The organism is Haloimpatiens myeolchijeotgali (assembly GCF_042688525.2).
GTDB lineage: Bacteria > Bacillota > Clostridia > Clostridiales > Clostridiaceae > Haloimpatiens.
This window is the reverse complement of sequence record NZ_JBHWAB010000001.1, coordinates 3,407,419-3,424,221: the sequence shown is the minus strand read 5'-3', so window position 1 is coordinate 3,424,221 and position 16,803 is coordinate 3,407,419. Positions and strand designations below refer to the sequence as shown.

Below are 16,803 nucleotides of genomic sequence, written 5' to 3'. Positions count from 1 at the left end.
AAGGATATAAGAATTGATAATATCTATATCTGTTGAAAAATAAGTAAAATGAATTTATCATCTTAAATGTAGTATGTTATTGAAAGAAAACATGCAAACATAAAAGTAATTTAACGAATAGGGGATGATAAAATGAAAAGCAGAAGAATGTTGGCATTATTATTAAGTTTTAGTGTAATGGTGTCAGCTGGTTTAATGGGTTGTGGAAAACAAAAAGATAATCAAACCAATGCTAATTTAAATGAAAAAAAAGTAGTTTTAGACAAGGATCAGTATCTAAATTTAGTATTAGATGAGCCTAAAACATTAGATATTGCAAGAACAGGAGACGTTTATTGTGGTCAAGTGGTTACAGAATTTTCAGAAGGACTTACAAGATTAGAACAAGATGAAAATGGAAAAGATGTTGTAAAGCCTGCAGGAGCAAAAAGCTGGGAACACAATGATAAGGGAACGGTGTGGAAATTTCATTTAAGAGATTATGAATGGAGTGATGGGAAGAAGGTTACAGCGAAGGATTTTGAATATAGCATGAAAAGAATACTTGATCCTAAAACAGCATCATCGATTGCATATTTGTTATCACCGATAAAAAATGCTGATGAGTATAATAGTAACAAAGTTTCTAGAGATTCAGTTGGTGTTAAAGCGTTAGATGATAAAACATTACAAATAACTTTAAAAGAACCATGTCCATATTTTTTGAATTTAACATATTATAAAGCAATGTATCCTCAAAGAGAAGATATAGTTAAAAAATATGGTGAAAAATTTGGGTCAGAACCTGATACAATGGTTTTTAGTGGACCATTTAAAGTAACAAAGTGGACTCATAACCATGAAATAGTGCTTGAAAAAAATGATAAATATTGGGATAGAAATTCTGTTAAATTAAATAAATTGAATTTTAAGATTATAAAAGATTCAACTGCACAATTTAATACTTTTTATAGTGGCTCAATAGATACATTTCCTGTAGGGGATGGTAAGTTGATAGATAAATGTAGAAAGTCAGGTAAGTTTGATGAATTAAATTTAGCAGTGCCTACAACAGAGTTTAGTTGTTTCAATCAGAAAAATAAGATATTTAGCAATAAGAATGTAAGAAGAGCATTTTCTATGGCTTTGAATAGAGAAGATATAACAAAGACAATTTTTCAAGGAGATAAACCAGCATATGCTTGGATACCAAAATCAATTGATCTTGGAAAGAAAAGCTTCAGAGAACAAAGTGGGGAAGAACCTGTAAAAATATTGAAAAAAGATTTTAAAGCTAAAGAATTATTAAAAAAAGGTTTAAAAGAGTTAAATATGAATCCAGATCCAAGTAAAGTTACTATAACGTTTTTACAACATGGTACAGAGCAATGGTACAGAGATTTTGCTGAATATGTTCAGCAGATGTATAAGAAACAATTAGGGGTTAATGTAAAAGCAGAGTATGTTAATTGGCCAGTTTTCATGGATAGAATTGATAATGGGCAGTATGATATAGCTACAATGAATTGGACAAGTGATTATAATGATCCTAGTGCTATGTTTGATATTTATTTAAGTAGTTCAAATATAATGCCAACTTTTTGGAAAAGTAAAAAATATGATGAAATTGTAAATAAGGCGCGTGTTACATTAGATGAAAAAGAAAGATTAAAATATTATAAGGAAGCTGAAAAAATATTACTATATGATGAATCTGTTATAATGCCTATTGTTTATAGAAAGGGAAATAATTTTACATACAAGTATGTTAAAAGTATTATGAGTCCGCTATTTGGATATTCAGAATACAAATATGCATATACTGTAGGTAGAGAAAAATAATGTAGTAAAAAACCATTATGATTTTAGAATCATAGTGGTTTTTTATTTCAATCAATAAGGTGAATGATTACAAAAAAATTATTAGTTATTTAAATAGGTTATAATATTAAATATAATATAATTAGAAAACAAATGAAGATAGAGGTGTTTTTATGACCTATGATAAAAATAAGATTAGTGATGTAATAAAAAAATCTCATAGAAGAAGTGAAAGTTATGGAATAGAAAAGGAAAGAGTAAAACCAAAAAAAATTTTGAAAGGTAAACAAATATCTAACAATATAAAAAATAATAGAGAACTTTTAAAAATAGCTGCTCCTTTTGTAAAAAAATTATATGAAATTTTAACAGGATCTGGATTTTTTGTAATTCTTACAGATAAAGAAGGATGTATATTAAATATAATAGGTGATAAAGAAATTTTAGAAGCAGCTAAAAAAATGGATATGAAAATAGGAGCTTATATGGATGAAAAAAGTATAGGTACTAATGCTATGGGAACTGCTATTAGTGAGAATATGCCTATTCAAATTTCAGCAAAGGAACATTTTATAAATGCATACCATAAATGGACGTGTTCTGCTGCACCAATTCACAATGAAGAAGGTGAGATAATTGGTACATTAAATTTGACAGGTAAAAGTTATCAAGTACATCCACATACACTAGGTTTAGTAGTGGCTGCTGTTAATTCTATTGAAAATGGGCTAAAAAATAGGATAATTAATAACAAATTGATTGAAGCCTATAATTATATGAATACTATGATGGATGCTATTTCCTTTGGGATTTTAGCGGTTAGTAAAGATGGTATAATTAAAAATTTAAATAAAACAGCTTGTAAAATGTTAAAAATAAAGGAAGAAGAAAGTATAAATAAGAATGTAAATACTATCCTAGATAATTGGAATCATATTTTGAAAAGATGCTATTCAAGGGAAGCATATCAAGATGAAGATATTACTATAAAAATAGCAGATAAAAAGGAACGATATAGTCAAAGTTTATATCCAATAGAAAATGAAGATGGTGAATTAATAGGAATTGTAATAACAATTAAAGAGATTCAAAGAGTATATAATTTAGTAAATAAATATGCAGGAATGAATGCTAGATATACATTTCAAGATTTGATAGGTAAAGAAAATGAAATTAAAAGAATAATTCAATTTTCAAAAACAGTAGCGTTAAGTCCTTCTACAATCCTTATTCAAGGAGAAAGTGGTACAGGTAAAGAAGTACTGGCACAGTCCATACATAACTACAGTCAAAGAAAAAATGGGCCATTTGTTGCTATCAATTGTGGTGCAATACCAAAAAATTTAATAGAAAGTGAATTGTTTGGATATGAAGAAGGTACATTTACAGGAGCTAAACGTGGTGGACGACCGGGAAAATTTGAACTTGCAAATGGAGGAACTTTATTTTTAGATGAGATTGGGGAAATGCCCTTAGATATGCAGGTTAATTTATTAAGAGTACTTCAAGAGAGGTGTATAACACGAATAGGAGGAAATAAGTATATACCTATTGATGTTAGAATCATTGCAGCAACTAATAAAGATTTAAAAAAAGAAATAGAAAAGAGGACATTTAGAAGTGATCTTTATTATAGAATCAGTGTTATACCAATATGTATTCCACCTCTTAGAGATAGAAGAGAAGACATAAAGTTACTTTTAGAACATTTCTTAAAAGTTAAGTCAAGTAAACTTGGAAAGAATATACCTGAGATTACAGAAGAAATATATGCTAAAATTTTTAGTTACAACTGGCCGGGGAATGTTAGAGAATTAGAGAATTTTGTTGAAAATTTAATAAATTTAGATGGAAGAACTTCTTTCAATATTCAGAATGAAAATAAGTATGATTCTTATAAAATCATAAATGAAAGTATACAAAAAACTTATGTATGTTCATTAAATGAACTAGAGAGAAAAGCTATAGAAGCTTGTATAAAGGAGGAAAAAGGTAATATTTCTAAAGCTGCTAAAATATTAGGTATTAGTAGAAATACTTTGTATATGAAAATGAGAAAATATAATATAAAGTCAAAAGATAATTAATATTTTAACGAATATTTATATATGAAATAGTGTTAAAAAATAGGACAGTGTCATGTTTTTTAACACTATTTTTCTATAAAGTGTTAGGAAATAGGACATAACTATTCAGAATATTATAAAAATATTTGTTAAACATTTTACAAAGGACGATATATTGAGATTCTTATAACAAACTCAATTTTGGCATGAAAATTGCTTTAATTAAATGATGAAGAAAAATATAAAAATAATTTAAATAAATATACATATGATATCGATAGGAGGAAATTTTAATGAGTAGATTTACATTACCAAGAGATATTTATTTCGGAAATGGTTCTCTAGAAACATTAAAAACTTTAAAAGGAAAAAAAGCAGTTGTAGTTGTTGGTGGGGGTTCAATGAAAAGATTTGGATTCTTACAAAAAGTAGAAGACTATTTAAAAGAAGCAGGTATGGAAGTAAAATTAATAGAAGGGGTAGAGCCAGACCCATCAGTTGAAACAGTTATGAGTGGCGCTAAAGTTATGAGAGAATTTGAACCTGATTGGATAGTTGCAATCGGTGGAGGTTCTCCAATAGATGCAGCTAAAGCAATGTGGATATTCTATGAATACCCAGAATTTACATTTGAACAAGCAGTAGTACCATTCGGTATACCAGAACTTAGAAATAAAGCTAAATTTGCAGCTATACCATCAACAAGTGGAACAGCTACAGAAGTTACAGCTTTCTCAGTTATAACAAACTACACTGAAAAAATTAAATATCCATTAGCAGATTTTAATTTAACTCCAGATATAGCTATAGTAGATCCTGATCTTGCTCAAACAATGCCAGCTAAATTAGTTGCCCACACAGGAATGGATGCTTTAACACATGCTTTAGAAGCATATGTTGCAACATTAAGATCAGTATTTTCAGATCCACTAGCAATGAAAGCTATACTTATGGTTAGAGATAACTTACTAAAATCATACGAAGGAGACGAAGAAGCTAGAAACGAAATGCATTTAGCTCAATGTCTTGCTGGTATGTCATTCTCAAATGCATTATTAGGAATTACTCATAGTATGGCACATAAAGTTGGTGCTGTATTCCACATTCCACACGGATGTGCAAATGCAATTTTCTTACCATACGTAATAGATTTCAATAAAAAAGTTTGTGGTGACAGATATGCTGAAGTTGCTAGAAGATTAGGATTTGCAGGAAATAATGAAGATGAGCTAATCGATTCTTTAATAGAAATGATAAAAGATATGAATAAAAAATTAAATATTCCATCTACATTAAAAGAGTATGGTGTAACTGAAGAAGAATTTAAGGAAAATGTAGATTTTATAGCAGAAAATGCTGTTAAGGATGCATGTACAGGTTCTAACCCAAGATCAATATCAGTAGAAGAAATGAAGAAATTATTTGAAGCTACTTATAATGGTGAAAAAGTTAATTTTTAAGATTAACTTAAAGAAACTCTCCTGTGTGCAATATAGGAGAGTTTCATTCCTGTATATAATACCATTGCATATATTAACATAATTATTAATTATAGGTATTATTGATAAAAACAATTAATACTATAGAAAATTTCAATATGCATTTATATATATACAGGTAAGATACAAAAAAATTGACAAAAGGTTAACTAAAAATACATGTTTTATATACTTAAAACATGGGATATTAGTATTAAAAAGGCTATTAACTAGTAACAAAAATATTTATAATAATACATATATATATACTGTAAATATTGAATTAAGATATAAGTTTTAAATTATAATTTAATAAGAATTGTATAGTTGATTTGTAAATGTGTATTGTTAAAAATCTATCAGAAATATTCTGAAAATACCTATAAAGAAATGAGTAAAACAAAGAAATAGACAATAATATGGTAAAATATACAATATATTATAAAAATATAAGATTTATGATAATAAAAATGACTTCATAAATGAAATATTTGTGATATAATAATTCTAGTGTTTATGATATTTAAAATTTAATGAGTATAAAAAATACTACAAAATATAGAATGTGGAGGAATTGCTATGTTTAAAATTGTTGAGAAGAAAACGTTAGCACCTCAAATTTATTTAATGAAAGTTGAGGCACCAAGAGTTGCTAAAGCAGCTAAACCAGGACAATTTATAATTGTAAGAATGGATGAAAAAGGAGAAAGAATACCTCTTACAATTTGTGACTATGATGTACAAGCAGGTACAGTAACAATAGTTTTCCAAACAGTAGGTTGTTCTACAAGAAGAATGGCTAATTTTGAAGTTGGAGACTGTTTCCAAGATTTCGTAGGTCCATTAGGACAAGCTTCTGAATTTGTTCATGAAGATATGGATGAATTAAAGAAGAAGAAAATTATTTTTATAGCAGGTGGAGTTGGTTCAGCACCAGTATATCCACAAGCAAAATGGCTTCATGAGCATGGAGTTGAAGCAGATGTTATTATAGGATCAAAATCAAAAGATTATATGATTCTTGAAGATGAAATGAAAGAAGTAGCAAATGTATATCCTGCTACAGATGATGGTTCATATGGTTATAAAGGTTTAGTAACTAATCTATTAAAAGATTTAGTAGAAAATCAAGGTAAAAAATATGATGTAGTTGTAGCTATTGGACCAATGATAATGATGAAATTTGTATGTAAACTTACTGAAGAATTAGGTATAAAAACAATAGTAAGTTTAAATACAATAATGGTTGATGGTACAGGAATGTGTGGAGCATGTAGAGTAACTGTTAATGGTGAAACTAGATTTGCTTGTGTTGATGGTCCAGAATTTGATGGACATGAAGTTGATTTTGGTGAAGCAATGAAGAGACAAGGAATATATAAAGCTGAAGAAGCTAAAAAAATAGCTCAGTACGAAGAAAATTGCAATCTTGGAGGTGACAAGTAATGGATAGAATGAAAAGAACTCCAATAAAAGAACAAGATCCAAAAGTAAGAGCTACAAACTTTGAAGAAGTATGTCTTGGATATACTGAAGAAGAGGCAGTACAAGAAGCTTCAAGATGTTTAAATTGTAAAAAACCTATGTGTAGAACAAAATGTCCAGTTTCGATAGATATACCTACATTTGTAGATCATGTTAAAAATAGAGAATTTGAAAAGGCTGCAAAAGTTATAGCTAAGTACAGTGCACTTCCAGCAGTTTGTGGAAGAGTCTGTCCACAAGAACTTCAATGTGAAGGAAAATGTGTTCTAGGAATAAAGGGAGAACCAGTAGCTGTAGGTAAACTTGAGAGATTTGTAGCAGACTGGGCAAGAGAGCATAATGTTGATTTATCAGCAACAGCTCCAAAGAAAAATAAGAAGGTTGCAGTAATAGGTAGTGGTCCATCAGGATTAACTTGTGCTGGAGATCTTGCAAAAATGGGTTATGATGTAACTATTTTTGAAGCACTTCATGAAGCAGGTGGAGTTTTAGTATATGGAATTCCTGAATTCAGATTACCAAAAGAAAAGGTAGTTAAATCAGAAGTTGAAAATGTAAAAAAATTAGGTGTAAAAATTGAAACAGATGTAATTGTAGGTAGAACAATTACAATAGATCAATTATTTGATGAAGAAAATTTTGAAGCTGTATTTATAGGATCAGGTGCAGGTCTTCCAAGATTTATGGGAATACCTGGAGAAAATCTTAATGGAGTTTTATCAGCTAATGAATTTTTAACAAGAAATAACTTAATGAAAGCATTCAAAGAAGGTTATGATACTCCAATAAAAGTTGGTAAAAAAGTTGCAGTAGTAGGTGGCGGAAATGTTGCTATGGATGCTGCAAGAACAGCTTTAAGACTTGGATCAGAAGTTCATGTAGTTTACAGAAGATCAGAAGCAGAACTTCCAGCAAGAGCTGAAGAAGTTCATCATGCTAAAGAAGAAGGAGTAAATTTCGATTTACTAGCAAATCCAGTTGAAGTACTAGGAGATGAAAATGGCTGGGTTAAAGGTATGAAATGTATAAAAATGGAATTAGGTGAACCAGATGCATCTGGTAGAAGAAGACCAACACCAATTGAAGGTTCTGAATTTATCTTAGATGTAGATACTGTAATAATGTCACTTGGTACAGCACCAAATTCATTAATTCCATCTACAACAAAAGGATTAGATATAAATAAAAGAAGATGTATAGTAGCAGAAGAAGAAACTGGCGCTACTTCTAGAGAAGCAGTATTTGCTGGTGGAGATGCAGTAACTGGTGCAGCAACAGTTATACTTGCTATGGGAGCAGGTAAAAATGCAGCTGCAGCAATAGATAAGTATTTAACAGAAAAAGATAAATAATAAAACTGGAGCGTTATGCTCCAGTTTTATTTTTATGATAACTTTTGAACATTGGCATCTATAACTGCATTAGCAATATTTGATGCATGGTCTGCAATTCTCTCTAGATTACTAATAATATCCAAAAATATCATTCCTGATTCAGCGTTACAACCATTTTCGTTTAATCTCTTAATATGATTTTTTCTACAATATTTTTCCATTTTATCTACTTTTTCTTCCATATCAATTACTTTAAGTGCTAGAGATTTATCACCTGTTTTCATAGCTTCTAATGAGCATTTATATGCATTTAAAGTTTCTGAGTATATTTCCTCTAAATCTTTTTTAGATGATTCAGAAAAAGGTAAATTTTTTTCTAAAGCAGAAATAGCAAGTTCAGCTATGTTATCAGCATGATCTCCCACTCTTTCTATATCATTAATAGTGTTAAATAAACCATCAATAACTTTTCTATTTTCTACAGATATAGATTTATTTGATAGATTGATTAAATATTCCGTTATAGTTTTTTCTAAATTATTAATTTTCTTTTCATATTCAAAAGTTTTATGTGCATTTTTTTTGGATTTATTAAAAAAACCTTCCATAGAGTTTTCAAAAGATTTTTTAGCCATATTTCCCATTCTTAAACATTCTCTAACAGTATTTACAACAGCTATAGATGGAGTTTCAAGTATTCTATTATCAAGATATTTTGAGCTTTGGTCATCTATATTTTCATCATCAGTTTTAGGAATTATAGTTGTGGCTATTTTAACTAATAGCATTGCAAATGGAAATTGAATTATAACATTGGCAATATTGAAAAATGTATGAGCATTTGCTATTTGTCTTGTTACATCTGTTGGATTTAAAGATACAACTAAATGCCTTATAGGGATATTTAAAATAAGGGCAAATAAAAGAGTACCAATAATGTTAAAAGAAAGATGTATTATAGCAGCTCTTTTACCATTTTTGCTTGCACCAATACTAGAAAGTAGAGCAGTAGTACAAGTTCCAATGTTTTCACCATAAAGAATAGGAAGAGCAGATGATAAAGGAATTAGCCCTTCAGAAGCTAAAGCAAGTAGAATACCCATGGAAGCACTACTACTTTGTACTATTACTGTTAATCCAAAACCCATTAGTATTCCTAATATAGGATTGCTTCCAAAACTAACAAGTATATCCTTAAATGCTTGGATTTCTCTTAATGGTTTAACAGCATGTTTCATAAAATCCATACCTATAAATAATATACCAAAACCAATTAAAATTTCTGCAGATTGTTTTGCTTTTTCGTTTTTAGAAAATAAATATATTATCATTCCAATTGCTACAGCGATTGGTGCTATAGATGAGAGTTTAAATGATACAAGTTGAGCAGTAATTGTAGTACCAATATTTGCTCCCATAATAACTCCAACAGCTTGAGCTAATTTCATTATACCTGCGTTAACAAAACCAACAACCATAACAGTAGTTGCACTACTACTTTGAATTATTGCAGTAACTACAGTACCCACCAATACACCCATGAACCTGTTTGTAGTTAAAAGTTCGATTATTCTCTTTAATTTTGTACCAGCTGCTTTTTGAAGACCATTTCCCATTAAGTTCATTCCATATAGAAATAGTCCCAATCCACCTAAAATACCTATTGAAATTTCCAAAGCCATATAAATCCTCCTTAAATATGTTTAATTTAAAATTTTTATTATAAAAACAAAACATAAATAAAATTACAGTACTAAAGTACTTACTAAATACAAGAATAAATTTTACGTAAAGTATGTATTGTAAGTGTTAAGTTAATGTTAAGTTTATATTAAAAATTTCAAGTTCCAATTATGTTAATTTTAAAAAACATTGATATAATTATGTAAAGCTATATTGAATAGTGATTTTTTCTGATTTAAAATTATATTTGTAACATTAATGTGCATATAAATATTTAATTATATACACATTAATAAAATAGAATGTTGTTCAATTATTGTGAGGTGTAATTATGGATTTTAGTTGTGTTGAAGAAATTAATGAAGGAATTATAGTTAAACATGTAAGAAATTTTAATTTGGAACATATATTTGAGTGTGGACAGTGTTTTAGATGGAGTAAACAGCAAAATGGGAATTACATAGGTACAGCTTTTGAAAGGGTAATAGAAGTAGAAAAAAAAGATGAAGACATAATTATATACAATTGTACAGAAGAGGACTTTAGAAATATATGGAGTGAATACTTTGATTTGTATAGAGATTACAAAAGTATTAAAGAATTGCTTAGTAAAGATGATATATTGAAAAAATCAGTAAATTTTGGTGAAGGAATTAGAATTTTAAAACAAGAACCTTTTGAAATAGTAGTATCTTTTATTATATCAGCCAACAATAGAATTCCTATGATAAAAAAAGCAATAAATAATATAAGTAAAAAATATGGGAAAGAGATAAAATACAAAGGAAAGAATTATTATACATTTCCAAATGTTGATGAATTAAGTAAAGCTACATTAGAAGGATTAGAAGAGTGTAGTACTGGATTTAGAGCTAAGTATATAAAGGATACTGTAGAAAAAATTGCTAAAGGTGAATATGATTTAGAGTACATAAAATCTTTAAATGATAATGAATGTCACAAAATTCTTCAAGAATTAAAAGGTATAGGACCTAAGGTGGCAGATTGTATAATGTTATTTTCCATGCAAAAATATTCTGCTTTCCCAGTAGATGTTTGGGTAAAAAGGGCTATGCATTATTTTTATTTAGCTCCAGATGTTTCTTTAAAGAAAATAAGAGATTTCAGTAGACAAAAATTTAGCAATCTTTCAGGTTTTGCCCAACAATACCTTTTTTACTATGCAAGAGAGAATAAAATAAATATATAGAAATTGATGTTGTGATTATAAATTAGAGCTGTTTAGTAAACTAGAATAGCTCTAATTTACCAGTATATAAATTAATTTAAGTTTTTTATATAAAACTGTTACTTTTTTTTTTATTATCTGTTATAATTATAAAAGATATTTTATAATGTCGATTTATATGTATAAGTTAGATAGTTTAAAAATTAACAATCTTTAAGAATAGTAATTATGTACCATGAAAAAAGGGGGAGGAACAATGATAACTTTTGAGACACAACTTAAAAGGTTGAAGTATGAAGCTATAGAAAGAGTTATAAAATTGGCCAAAGAAGGAACTTTAAGCAAAAAAAATATAGAAAAAATACCTTATGAAATAATAAAAGGTAATAAACCATTATATAGATGTTGTGTTCATAAAGAAAGAGCTATTGTATTTGAAAGAGCCAAATTGGCTATGGGATGTTTGCCAAATGGTGAGATGGATGAAGAATTAAAAGAAGCTAATAGTGATGATCAAGTTATGTATGTAATTGAAGCTGCATGTGATAGATGTCCTATAAATAGATTTACAGTAACAGAAGCCTGTAGAGGATGCATACAACACAAATGTATGGAAGTTTGTCCAGCAAATGCAATAACTAGAGTTAATGGAAGAGCATATATAAACCAAGAATTATGTAGAGAATGCGGAATGTGTAAAAAGGTTTGTCCATATAATGCTATTTCTGAAGTTATGAGACCATGTAAAAAATCATGCCCAACTGGTGCATTAGATATTCATCCAGAAGATAGAATAGCTATGATAAATGAGGAAGATTGTATAAATTGTGGAGCCTGTATGGCAGCATGCCCATTTGGAGCTATATCGGATATAAGCTATGTAGTACCTGTAACAAAGGCATTAGTTAGTGACAAAAAGGTTTATGCAGTAGTAGCACCAGCAATAACTGGTCAATTTGGTCCAAAAGTAACAGTTGGACAAATCAAGGATGCATTTAATAAGCTAGGATTTGTTGAAATGTTTGAGGCTGCTTGTGGCGCAGATGCAGTAACTGTTCATGAATCTAATGAATTTGTTGAGAGAATACAAAATGGGGACAAGTATATGGTTAATTCATGTTGTAGTGGATTGGTTAATTATATTGAAAAGAAATTCCCAAGTGAAGTTTCAAAAGTATCAGGAACAGTTTCTCCGATGATTGCTACAGCAAAAATGATAAAAGATATGGATAAAGAAGCAGTTGTGGTATTTATAGGACCATGTACGGCTAAAAAATCAGAGATGAAAAGACCAGATGTAAAAGGTATAGTAGATTATGTTATGACTTTTGAAGAATTTGCTGCACTAATGGGTGCTTTTGATATAGATCCAGAACAATGTGAAGATGTTGCTATAGATGATGCTTCATTGTATGGAAGAAATTTTGCACAATCAGGTGGATTAACATCTGCAATCAAAAATTATGTAGATGAAAAAGGTGTAGATGTAGAATTTAAGCCATTCAAAGCAAGTGGAGGAGCAGAAATTAAAAAAGCTATGATGCTTGCTAAAGTAGGAAGACTTCCAGGAAACTTTATAGAAGGAATGATGTGTGAAGGTGGATGTATAGGTGGAGCAGCAACAATGGTATCTCAACAAAAAACAAAAGTTCAATTAAATAAATTTAGTAAAGCTTCATCTAAACAAACAGTTTTATCTAATGACAATTTAGAAAAATTTAAAGAAATTGATTTAGAAAGAGAAGAAAATTAAATTTTTGAAAAAATATTTATAATTTAACAGTACTGCTATTTTAGTAGTACTGTTTTTTGTTATAATTATAATATTAATTGAATTTGTATAGTATTAGTGAAAAATAGAAAACTTATATAATATAGAAAACTTACTTTTGCACAATAAAAATATAAAATTTAAAATAGGTGAAATTATGATTAAAAATGTTATATTAAAATTTATAGAATTTTTGAAATCAGGTTTTAAAAAAGTATTACAATACAAAAAATGTACTATTTTTGCTATTTTCATCTTTGTTTTTATTCTTATTAGCTATAAATATTATCAATATTCTTATATAGTAAAAGATCCGTCAGAATTAAAGAGAGTTATACTTACATATGGAAACTATAGCATTTTAGCTTTTTTAATTATGCAAGTTATACAGGTAGTTGTATTTTTTATTCCAGGTGAAATAATTCAAATAGCAGGTGGATATATTTTTGGAACTTTTTTAGGAGGAATAATATCTACTATAGGAATATCTATAGGTAGTTTACTTGTATACTATATTTCTAGATACTTGGGTCGTGATTTTGTTAAAAGTATGATATCAAAAAATAAATTTAAATTTTTTCAAAAAATATTAAAAGCTAGTGCTCAGGTTCATATGATTTTTTTGCTATATTTAGTACCAGGAATACCAAAAGATGCATTGGCATATATATGTGGAGTATCTGATGTTCCAGTTAAGAAATTTATAATTTTTTCTACTTTAGGAAGACTTCCTGGAATATTCATTTCAACTTATTTTGGTAATCAAATGGAGATAGGCCAAATGAGTACATTAATAGTTATAGCTGTTGTTATGGTTATGTTATTTTTAATTGGTACATTAAAGGGAGAAAAAATATTGAAGAAAATAACTAAGAAACGTCACTAGAGATTTTTTTGTGAATTATCATAAGTACAATACAATTTAAAATAATTAAAAAAAGAATAAAAAAAGCGCAAATACAAAAAAATTCTTGTGGCAAAATATTTATTATCGGGTCAGTTTTTTCGTTAAATATCCAATAATCATTGTTGAAAAATATATTATGAAAAAAAGTAAAACTTTTGTCGAAATTTAATAAAAATGAACCAAATAGTAAAAAACAAAATAATATAAGGGAACGATAAGTTAATTTTAAAAATAAAAAATTGGTATGTTTTTTTAAAAAAATATTTAATAAAATTAGAATAAAAAGGGTTATATACAATATTTTTTTTGATGTGATAATAAGAGCTTTTACTTCCTCAAAGTGTAATTTACCAACATAAGAATAGGGAAGTGTAGGTAAGTTAAAATTTATATTTCTATTTGATGTTAGATAATTAATAGTATAATCATAGTTTAATTTGATTTCATGTTTGTTTATATTTGAAAATTGTTCTATATTAAAGTGATCAATACTATAATAATATAGTTGTTTAAAGTTAATAGTTATATATATAGATGATAATATTATAAATAAGCTTAGTAATATAGTTTGAATTAAATTTAAAACGATATTAGTAAATTTATTCAAAGTACAATCCTCCTATGTTAAAGTGAAAAGATATATAGGTATTATAAAACATGTGTATAAAAAATATACTTAAATACTATTTATATAAATGATAAGACAAAATTAATGTGAAAACAAGGAAATGATAGTAATAATATAAAAAAATAATATAATTGAGTATAAATTTTAAAAATAATCTAAAATGTTAAAATACTAGGAAAAATCACATTTGCTAATATAAAGTGTATTAACTATCATAATAATTGTATTAGCACTCAAGAAAGATGAGTGCTAACAGGTGAAAAATATTTTTAAATAATTGAGGAGGGGTTTAAAATGAAAATTAGACCACTTGGAGACAGAGTTGTTATTAAAAGATTAGAAGCAGAAGAAACTACAAAAAGTGGAATTGTTTTACCAGGTTCAGCAAAAGAAAAACCACAAATGGCAGAAGTTGTTGCAGTAGGGCCAGGAGTAGATAGAGATGGAAAGAAAATAGAAATGGAAGTTAAAGTAGGAGATAAAGTAATCTTCTCTAAATATTCAGGAAATGAAGTTAAATTCGAAGGTGAAGAATATACAATACTCAAGCAAGAGGATATTTTAGCTGTTGTAGAATAGTAAAGGTTTAGTTAGTTAAGTTTAAACTACATAAATAGGAGGGAATTATAATGGCAAAGAGTATTACATTTGGTGAAGAAGCAAGAAGATCAATGCAAGCTGGTGTAGATAAATTAGCTGATACTGTAAAAGTTACATTAGGACCAAAAGGAAGAAATGTTATATTAGATAAAAAATTTGGGTCACCATTAATAACAAATGATGGTGTTACTATAGCTAGAGAAATAGAGCTTCAAGACGCATATGAAAATATGGGTGCTCAACTTGTTAAAGAAGTTGCTACAAGAACTAATGATGTTGCAGGTGACGGAACCACTACAGCTACATTACTTGCACAAGCAATAATAAGAGAAGGATTAAAAAATGTAACTGCAGGTGCTAATCCAATTCTTATAAGAAATGGTATTAGAAAAGCTGTAGCAAAAGTTGTAGATGAAATTAAAAAAATATCTCAACCAGTTAATGGTAAAGGTGATATAGCAAGAGTTGCTGCTATTTCAGCTTCTGATGAAGAAATAGGAACATTAATAGCAGATGCTATGGAAAAAGTAGGTAATGAAGGTGTTATAACAATAGAAGAGTCAAAAACAATGCTTACTGAATTAGATGTAGTTGAAGGTATGCAATTTGATAGAGGATACTTAAGCCCATATATGGTAACAGATACAGAAAAAATGGAAGCTGTATTAGATGATGCATATTTGTTAATAACAGATAAAAAGATATCAAATATTCAAGAAATACTTCCAATACTTGAACAAATAGTTCAACAAGGAAAGAAACTATTAATAATAGCTGAAGATGTTGAAGGTGAAGCTTTAGCAACATTAGTTGTTAATAAATTAAGAGGAACATTTACTTGTGTTGCAGTTAAAGCACCAGGATTTGGTGATAGAAGAAAAGAAATGCTTCAAGATATAGCAATATTAACTGGTGGTACAGTAATCTCAGAAGAATTAGGAAGAGATTTAAAAGATGTTAGCCTTGATATGCTTGGAAGAGCTGAAAGTGTTAAAGTTTCTAAAGAAAATACTACAGTAGTAAATGGAAAAGGCGATAAAGAAGCTATTCATGATAGAGTAGCTCAAATAAGAAGACAAATAGAAGAAACTACTTCAGATTTTGATAGAGAAAAGTTACAAGAAAGATTAGCAAAACTTGCTGGAGGAGTTGCATTAATTAAAGTTGGTGCAGCTACTGAAACTGAATTAAAAGAAAGAAAATTAAGAATAGAAGATGCTCTTGCAGCTACAAAAGCAGCTGTTGAAGAAGGTATAGTTCCAGGTGGCGGAACAGCATATGTTAGTATAATACCAGAAATAGATAAAGTAACTTCTGATGAAGTAGATGCTCAAATAGGAATAAATATCATAAGAAGAGCTCTTGAAGAACCAGTAAGACAAATAGCTAAAAATGCAGGTCTTGAAGGTTCAGTAATAATAGAAAAAGTTAAAGAGAGTGGAGCTACTGTTGGTTTTGATGCTTTACGTGGAGAATATGTTGATATGATAAAAGCTGGTATAGTTGATCCAACTAAAGTTACAAGATCAGCATTACAAAATGCAGCATCAGTTGCATCTACTTTCTTAACAACAGAAGCAGCAGTTGCTGATATTCCAGAAAAGAATGATGCTCCAGCTATGCCAGGTGCACCAGGAATGGGAATGGAAGGAATGTATTAATAGGTTAGAAAACTTATTATAATTTATTATAACCCTATGACGTAATGTCATGGGGTTTTTTATGTTCTTATGGGATACGTTTTACAAATGGTTATTATTGTTTTGGTAATGAAATTTTGATGAAATAGTGTATAATTTAAGTTTTCAATCGTAATATATTCTTGTAATAACTTAAAAAAATGTATAAAATATTTACTAAGT

General features: G+C 28.4%; 12 protein-coding genes. 10 read left to right on the top strand and 2 right to left on the bottom strand.

Annotated features, from left to right (window positions below; translation table 11 throughout):
* The first annotated feature begins 132 nt into the window (after positions 1-132).
* The 5 genes from ACFIJ5_RS15310 to gltA all read left to right on the top strand — a co-directional run bounded on the left by ACFIJ5_RS15310 (position 133) and on the right by gltA (position 8,181).
* Positions 133-1,821 (top strand): peptide ABC transporter substrate-binding protein, encoded by a 1,689-nt coding sequence (locus ACFIJ5_RS15310; RefSeq protein ID WP_379808547.1) that lies wholly within the window; start codon positions 133-135, stop codon positions 1,819-1,821.
* Positions 1,822-1,973: 152 nt separating this feature from the next.
* Complete coding sequence (locus ACFIJ5_RS15305; protein ID WP_379808545.1) at positions 1,974-3,887, top strand: sigma-54-dependent Fis family transcriptional regulator; 1,914 nt, start codon at positions 1,974-1,976, stop codon at positions 3,885-3,887.
* Positions 3,888-4,159: 272 nt separating this feature from the next.
* Positions 4,160-5,326, top strand: a complete 1,167-nt coding sequence (locus tag ACFIJ5_RS15300; RefSeq protein ID WP_379808543.1) for an iron-containing alcohol dehydrogenase — start codon at positions 4,160-4,162, stop codon at positions 5,324-5,326.
* Positions 5,327-5,923: 597 nt separating this feature from the next.
* The gene (locus tag ACFIJ5_RS15295) at positions 5,924-6,790 is read left to right on the top strand and encodes a sulfide/dihydroorotate dehydrogenase-like FAD/NAD-binding protein (RefSeq protein WP_379808541.1); all 867 of its coding nucleotides are present in this window, start codon (positions 5,924-5,926) and stop codon (positions 6,788-6,790) included.
* Positions 6,790-8,181, top strand: a complete 1,392-nt coding sequence (gltA, locus tag ACFIJ5_RS15290) for an NADPH-dependent glutamate synthase (protein ID WP_379808539.1) — start codon at positions 6,790-6,792, stop codon at positions 8,179-8,181. The genes ACFIJ5_RS15295 and gltA overlap by 1 nt, the downstream gene beginning before the upstream one ends.
* A 32-nt stretch (positions 8,182-8,213) precedes the next feature.
* Here the strand turns inward: gltA and ACFIJ5_RS15285 are convergent, their stop codons facing one another.
* Complete coding sequence (locus ACFIJ5_RS15285; RefSeq protein ID WP_379808537.1) at positions 8,214-9,845, bottom strand: Na/Pi cotransporter family protein; 1,632 nt, start codon at positions 9,843-9,845, stop codon at positions 8,214-8,216.
* A gap of 332 nt (positions 9,846-10,177) precedes the next feature.
* Here ACFIJ5_RS15285 and ACFIJ5_RS15280 point away from each other — a divergent pair, with 332 nt between their 5' ends.
* The 3 genes from ACFIJ5_RS15280 to ACFIJ5_RS15270 all read left to right on the top strand — a co-directional run bounded on the left by ACFIJ5_RS15280 (position 10,178) and on the right by ACFIJ5_RS15270 (position 13,692).
* Positions 10,178-11,056 carry a DNA-3-methyladenine glycosylase family protein gene (locus ACFIJ5_RS15280; RefSeq protein ID WP_379808535.1) on the top strand — a complete coding sequence of 293 codons (879 nt, stop codon included), beginning with the start codon at positions 10,178-10,180 and terminating at the stop codon, positions 11,054-11,056.
* Between the two features lie 235 nt (positions 11,057-11,291).
* Complete coding sequence (locus ACFIJ5_RS15275) at positions 11,292-12,788, top strand: 4Fe-4S dicluster domain-containing protein (protein ID WP_379808533.1); 1,497 nt, start codon at positions 11,292-11,294, stop codon at positions 12,786-12,788.
* A 175-nt stretch (positions 12,789-12,963) separates the two neighbouring features.
* Positions 12,964-13,692: a TVP38/TMEM64 family protein gene (locus ACFIJ5_RS15270; protein WP_379808531.1), complete on the top strand. Its 729-nt coding sequence runs from the start codon at positions 12,964-12,966 to the stop codon at positions 13,690-13,692.
* Here ACFIJ5_RS15270 and ACFIJ5_RS15265 read toward each other — a convergent pair.
* Positions 13,676-14,320 (bottom strand): TIGR01906 family membrane protein, encoded by a 645-nt coding sequence (locus ACFIJ5_RS15265; RefSeq protein WP_379808529.1) that lies wholly within the window; start codon positions 14,318-14,320, stop codon positions 13,676-13,678. The genes ACFIJ5_RS15270 and ACFIJ5_RS15265 overlap by 17 nt on opposite strands.
* A 315-nt stretch (positions 14,321-14,635) precedes the next feature.
* Between ACFIJ5_RS15265 and groES the strand changes: the two genes are divergently transcribed.
* Positions 14,636-14,920: a co-chaperone GroES gene (gene groES, locus ACFIJ5_RS15260; RefSeq protein ID WP_379808527.1), complete on the top strand. Its 285-nt coding sequence runs from the start codon at positions 14,636-14,638 to the stop codon at positions 14,918-14,920.
* 50 nt (positions 14,921-14,970) lie between these two features.
* Positions 14,971-16,602, top strand: coding sequence for a chaperonin GroEL (gene groL, locus ACFIJ5_RS15255; RefSeq protein ID WP_379808525.1), 1,632 nt, complete (start codon positions 14,971-14,973; stop codon positions 16,600-16,602).
* The last annotated feature ends 201 nt before the right edge of the window (positions 16,603-16,803 follow it).

What these genes read in the sequence shown, in the direction of transcription:
- ACFIJ5_RS15285 (WP_379808537.1), bottom strand. Translation starts at nt 9,845, where the DNA reads ATGGCTTTGGAAATTTCAATAGGTATTTTAGGTGGATTGGGACTATTT.
- gltA (WP_379808539.1), top strand. Translation starts at nt 6,790, where the DNA reads ATGGATAGAATGAAAAGAACTCCAATAAAAGAACAAGATCCAAAAGTA.
- ACFIJ5_RS15295 (WP_379808541.1), top strand. Translation starts at nt 5,924, where the DNA reads ATGTTTAAAATTGTTGAGAAGAAAACGTTAGCACCTCAAATTTATTTA.
- ACFIJ5_RS15280 (WP_379808535.1), top strand. Translation starts at nt 10,178, where the DNA reads ATGGATTTTAGTTGTGTTGAAGAAATTAATGAAGGAATTATAGTTAAA.
- groL (WP_379808525.1), top strand. Translation starts at nt 14,971, where the DNA reads ATGGCAAAGAGTATTACATTTGGTGAAGAAGCAAGAAGATCAATGCAA.
- ACFIJ5_RS15300 (WP_379808543.1), top strand. Translation starts at nt 4,160, where the DNA reads ATGAGTAGATTTACATTACCAAGAGATATTTATTTCGGAAATGGTTCT.
- ACFIJ5_RS15275 (WP_379808533.1), top strand. Translation starts at nt 11,292, where the DNA reads ATGATAACTTTTGAGACACAACTTAAAAGGTTGAAGTATGAAGCTATA.
- ACFIJ5_RS15305 (WP_379808545.1), top strand. Translation starts at nt 1,974, where the DNA reads ATGACCTATGATAAAAATAAGATTAGTGATGTAATAAAAAAATCTCAT.
- ACFIJ5_RS15270 (WP_379808531.1), top strand. Translation starts at nt 12,964, where the DNA reads ATGATTAAAAATGTTATATTAAAATTTATAGAATTTTTGAAATCAGGT.
- groES (WP_379808527.1), top strand. Translation starts at nt 14,636, where the DNA reads ATGAAAATTAGACCACTTGGAGACAGAGTTGTTATTAAAAGATTAGAA.
- ACFIJ5_RS15310 (WP_379808547.1), top strand. Translation starts at nt 133, where the DNA reads ATGAAAAGCAGAAGAATGTTGGCATTATTATTAAGTTTTAGTGTAATG.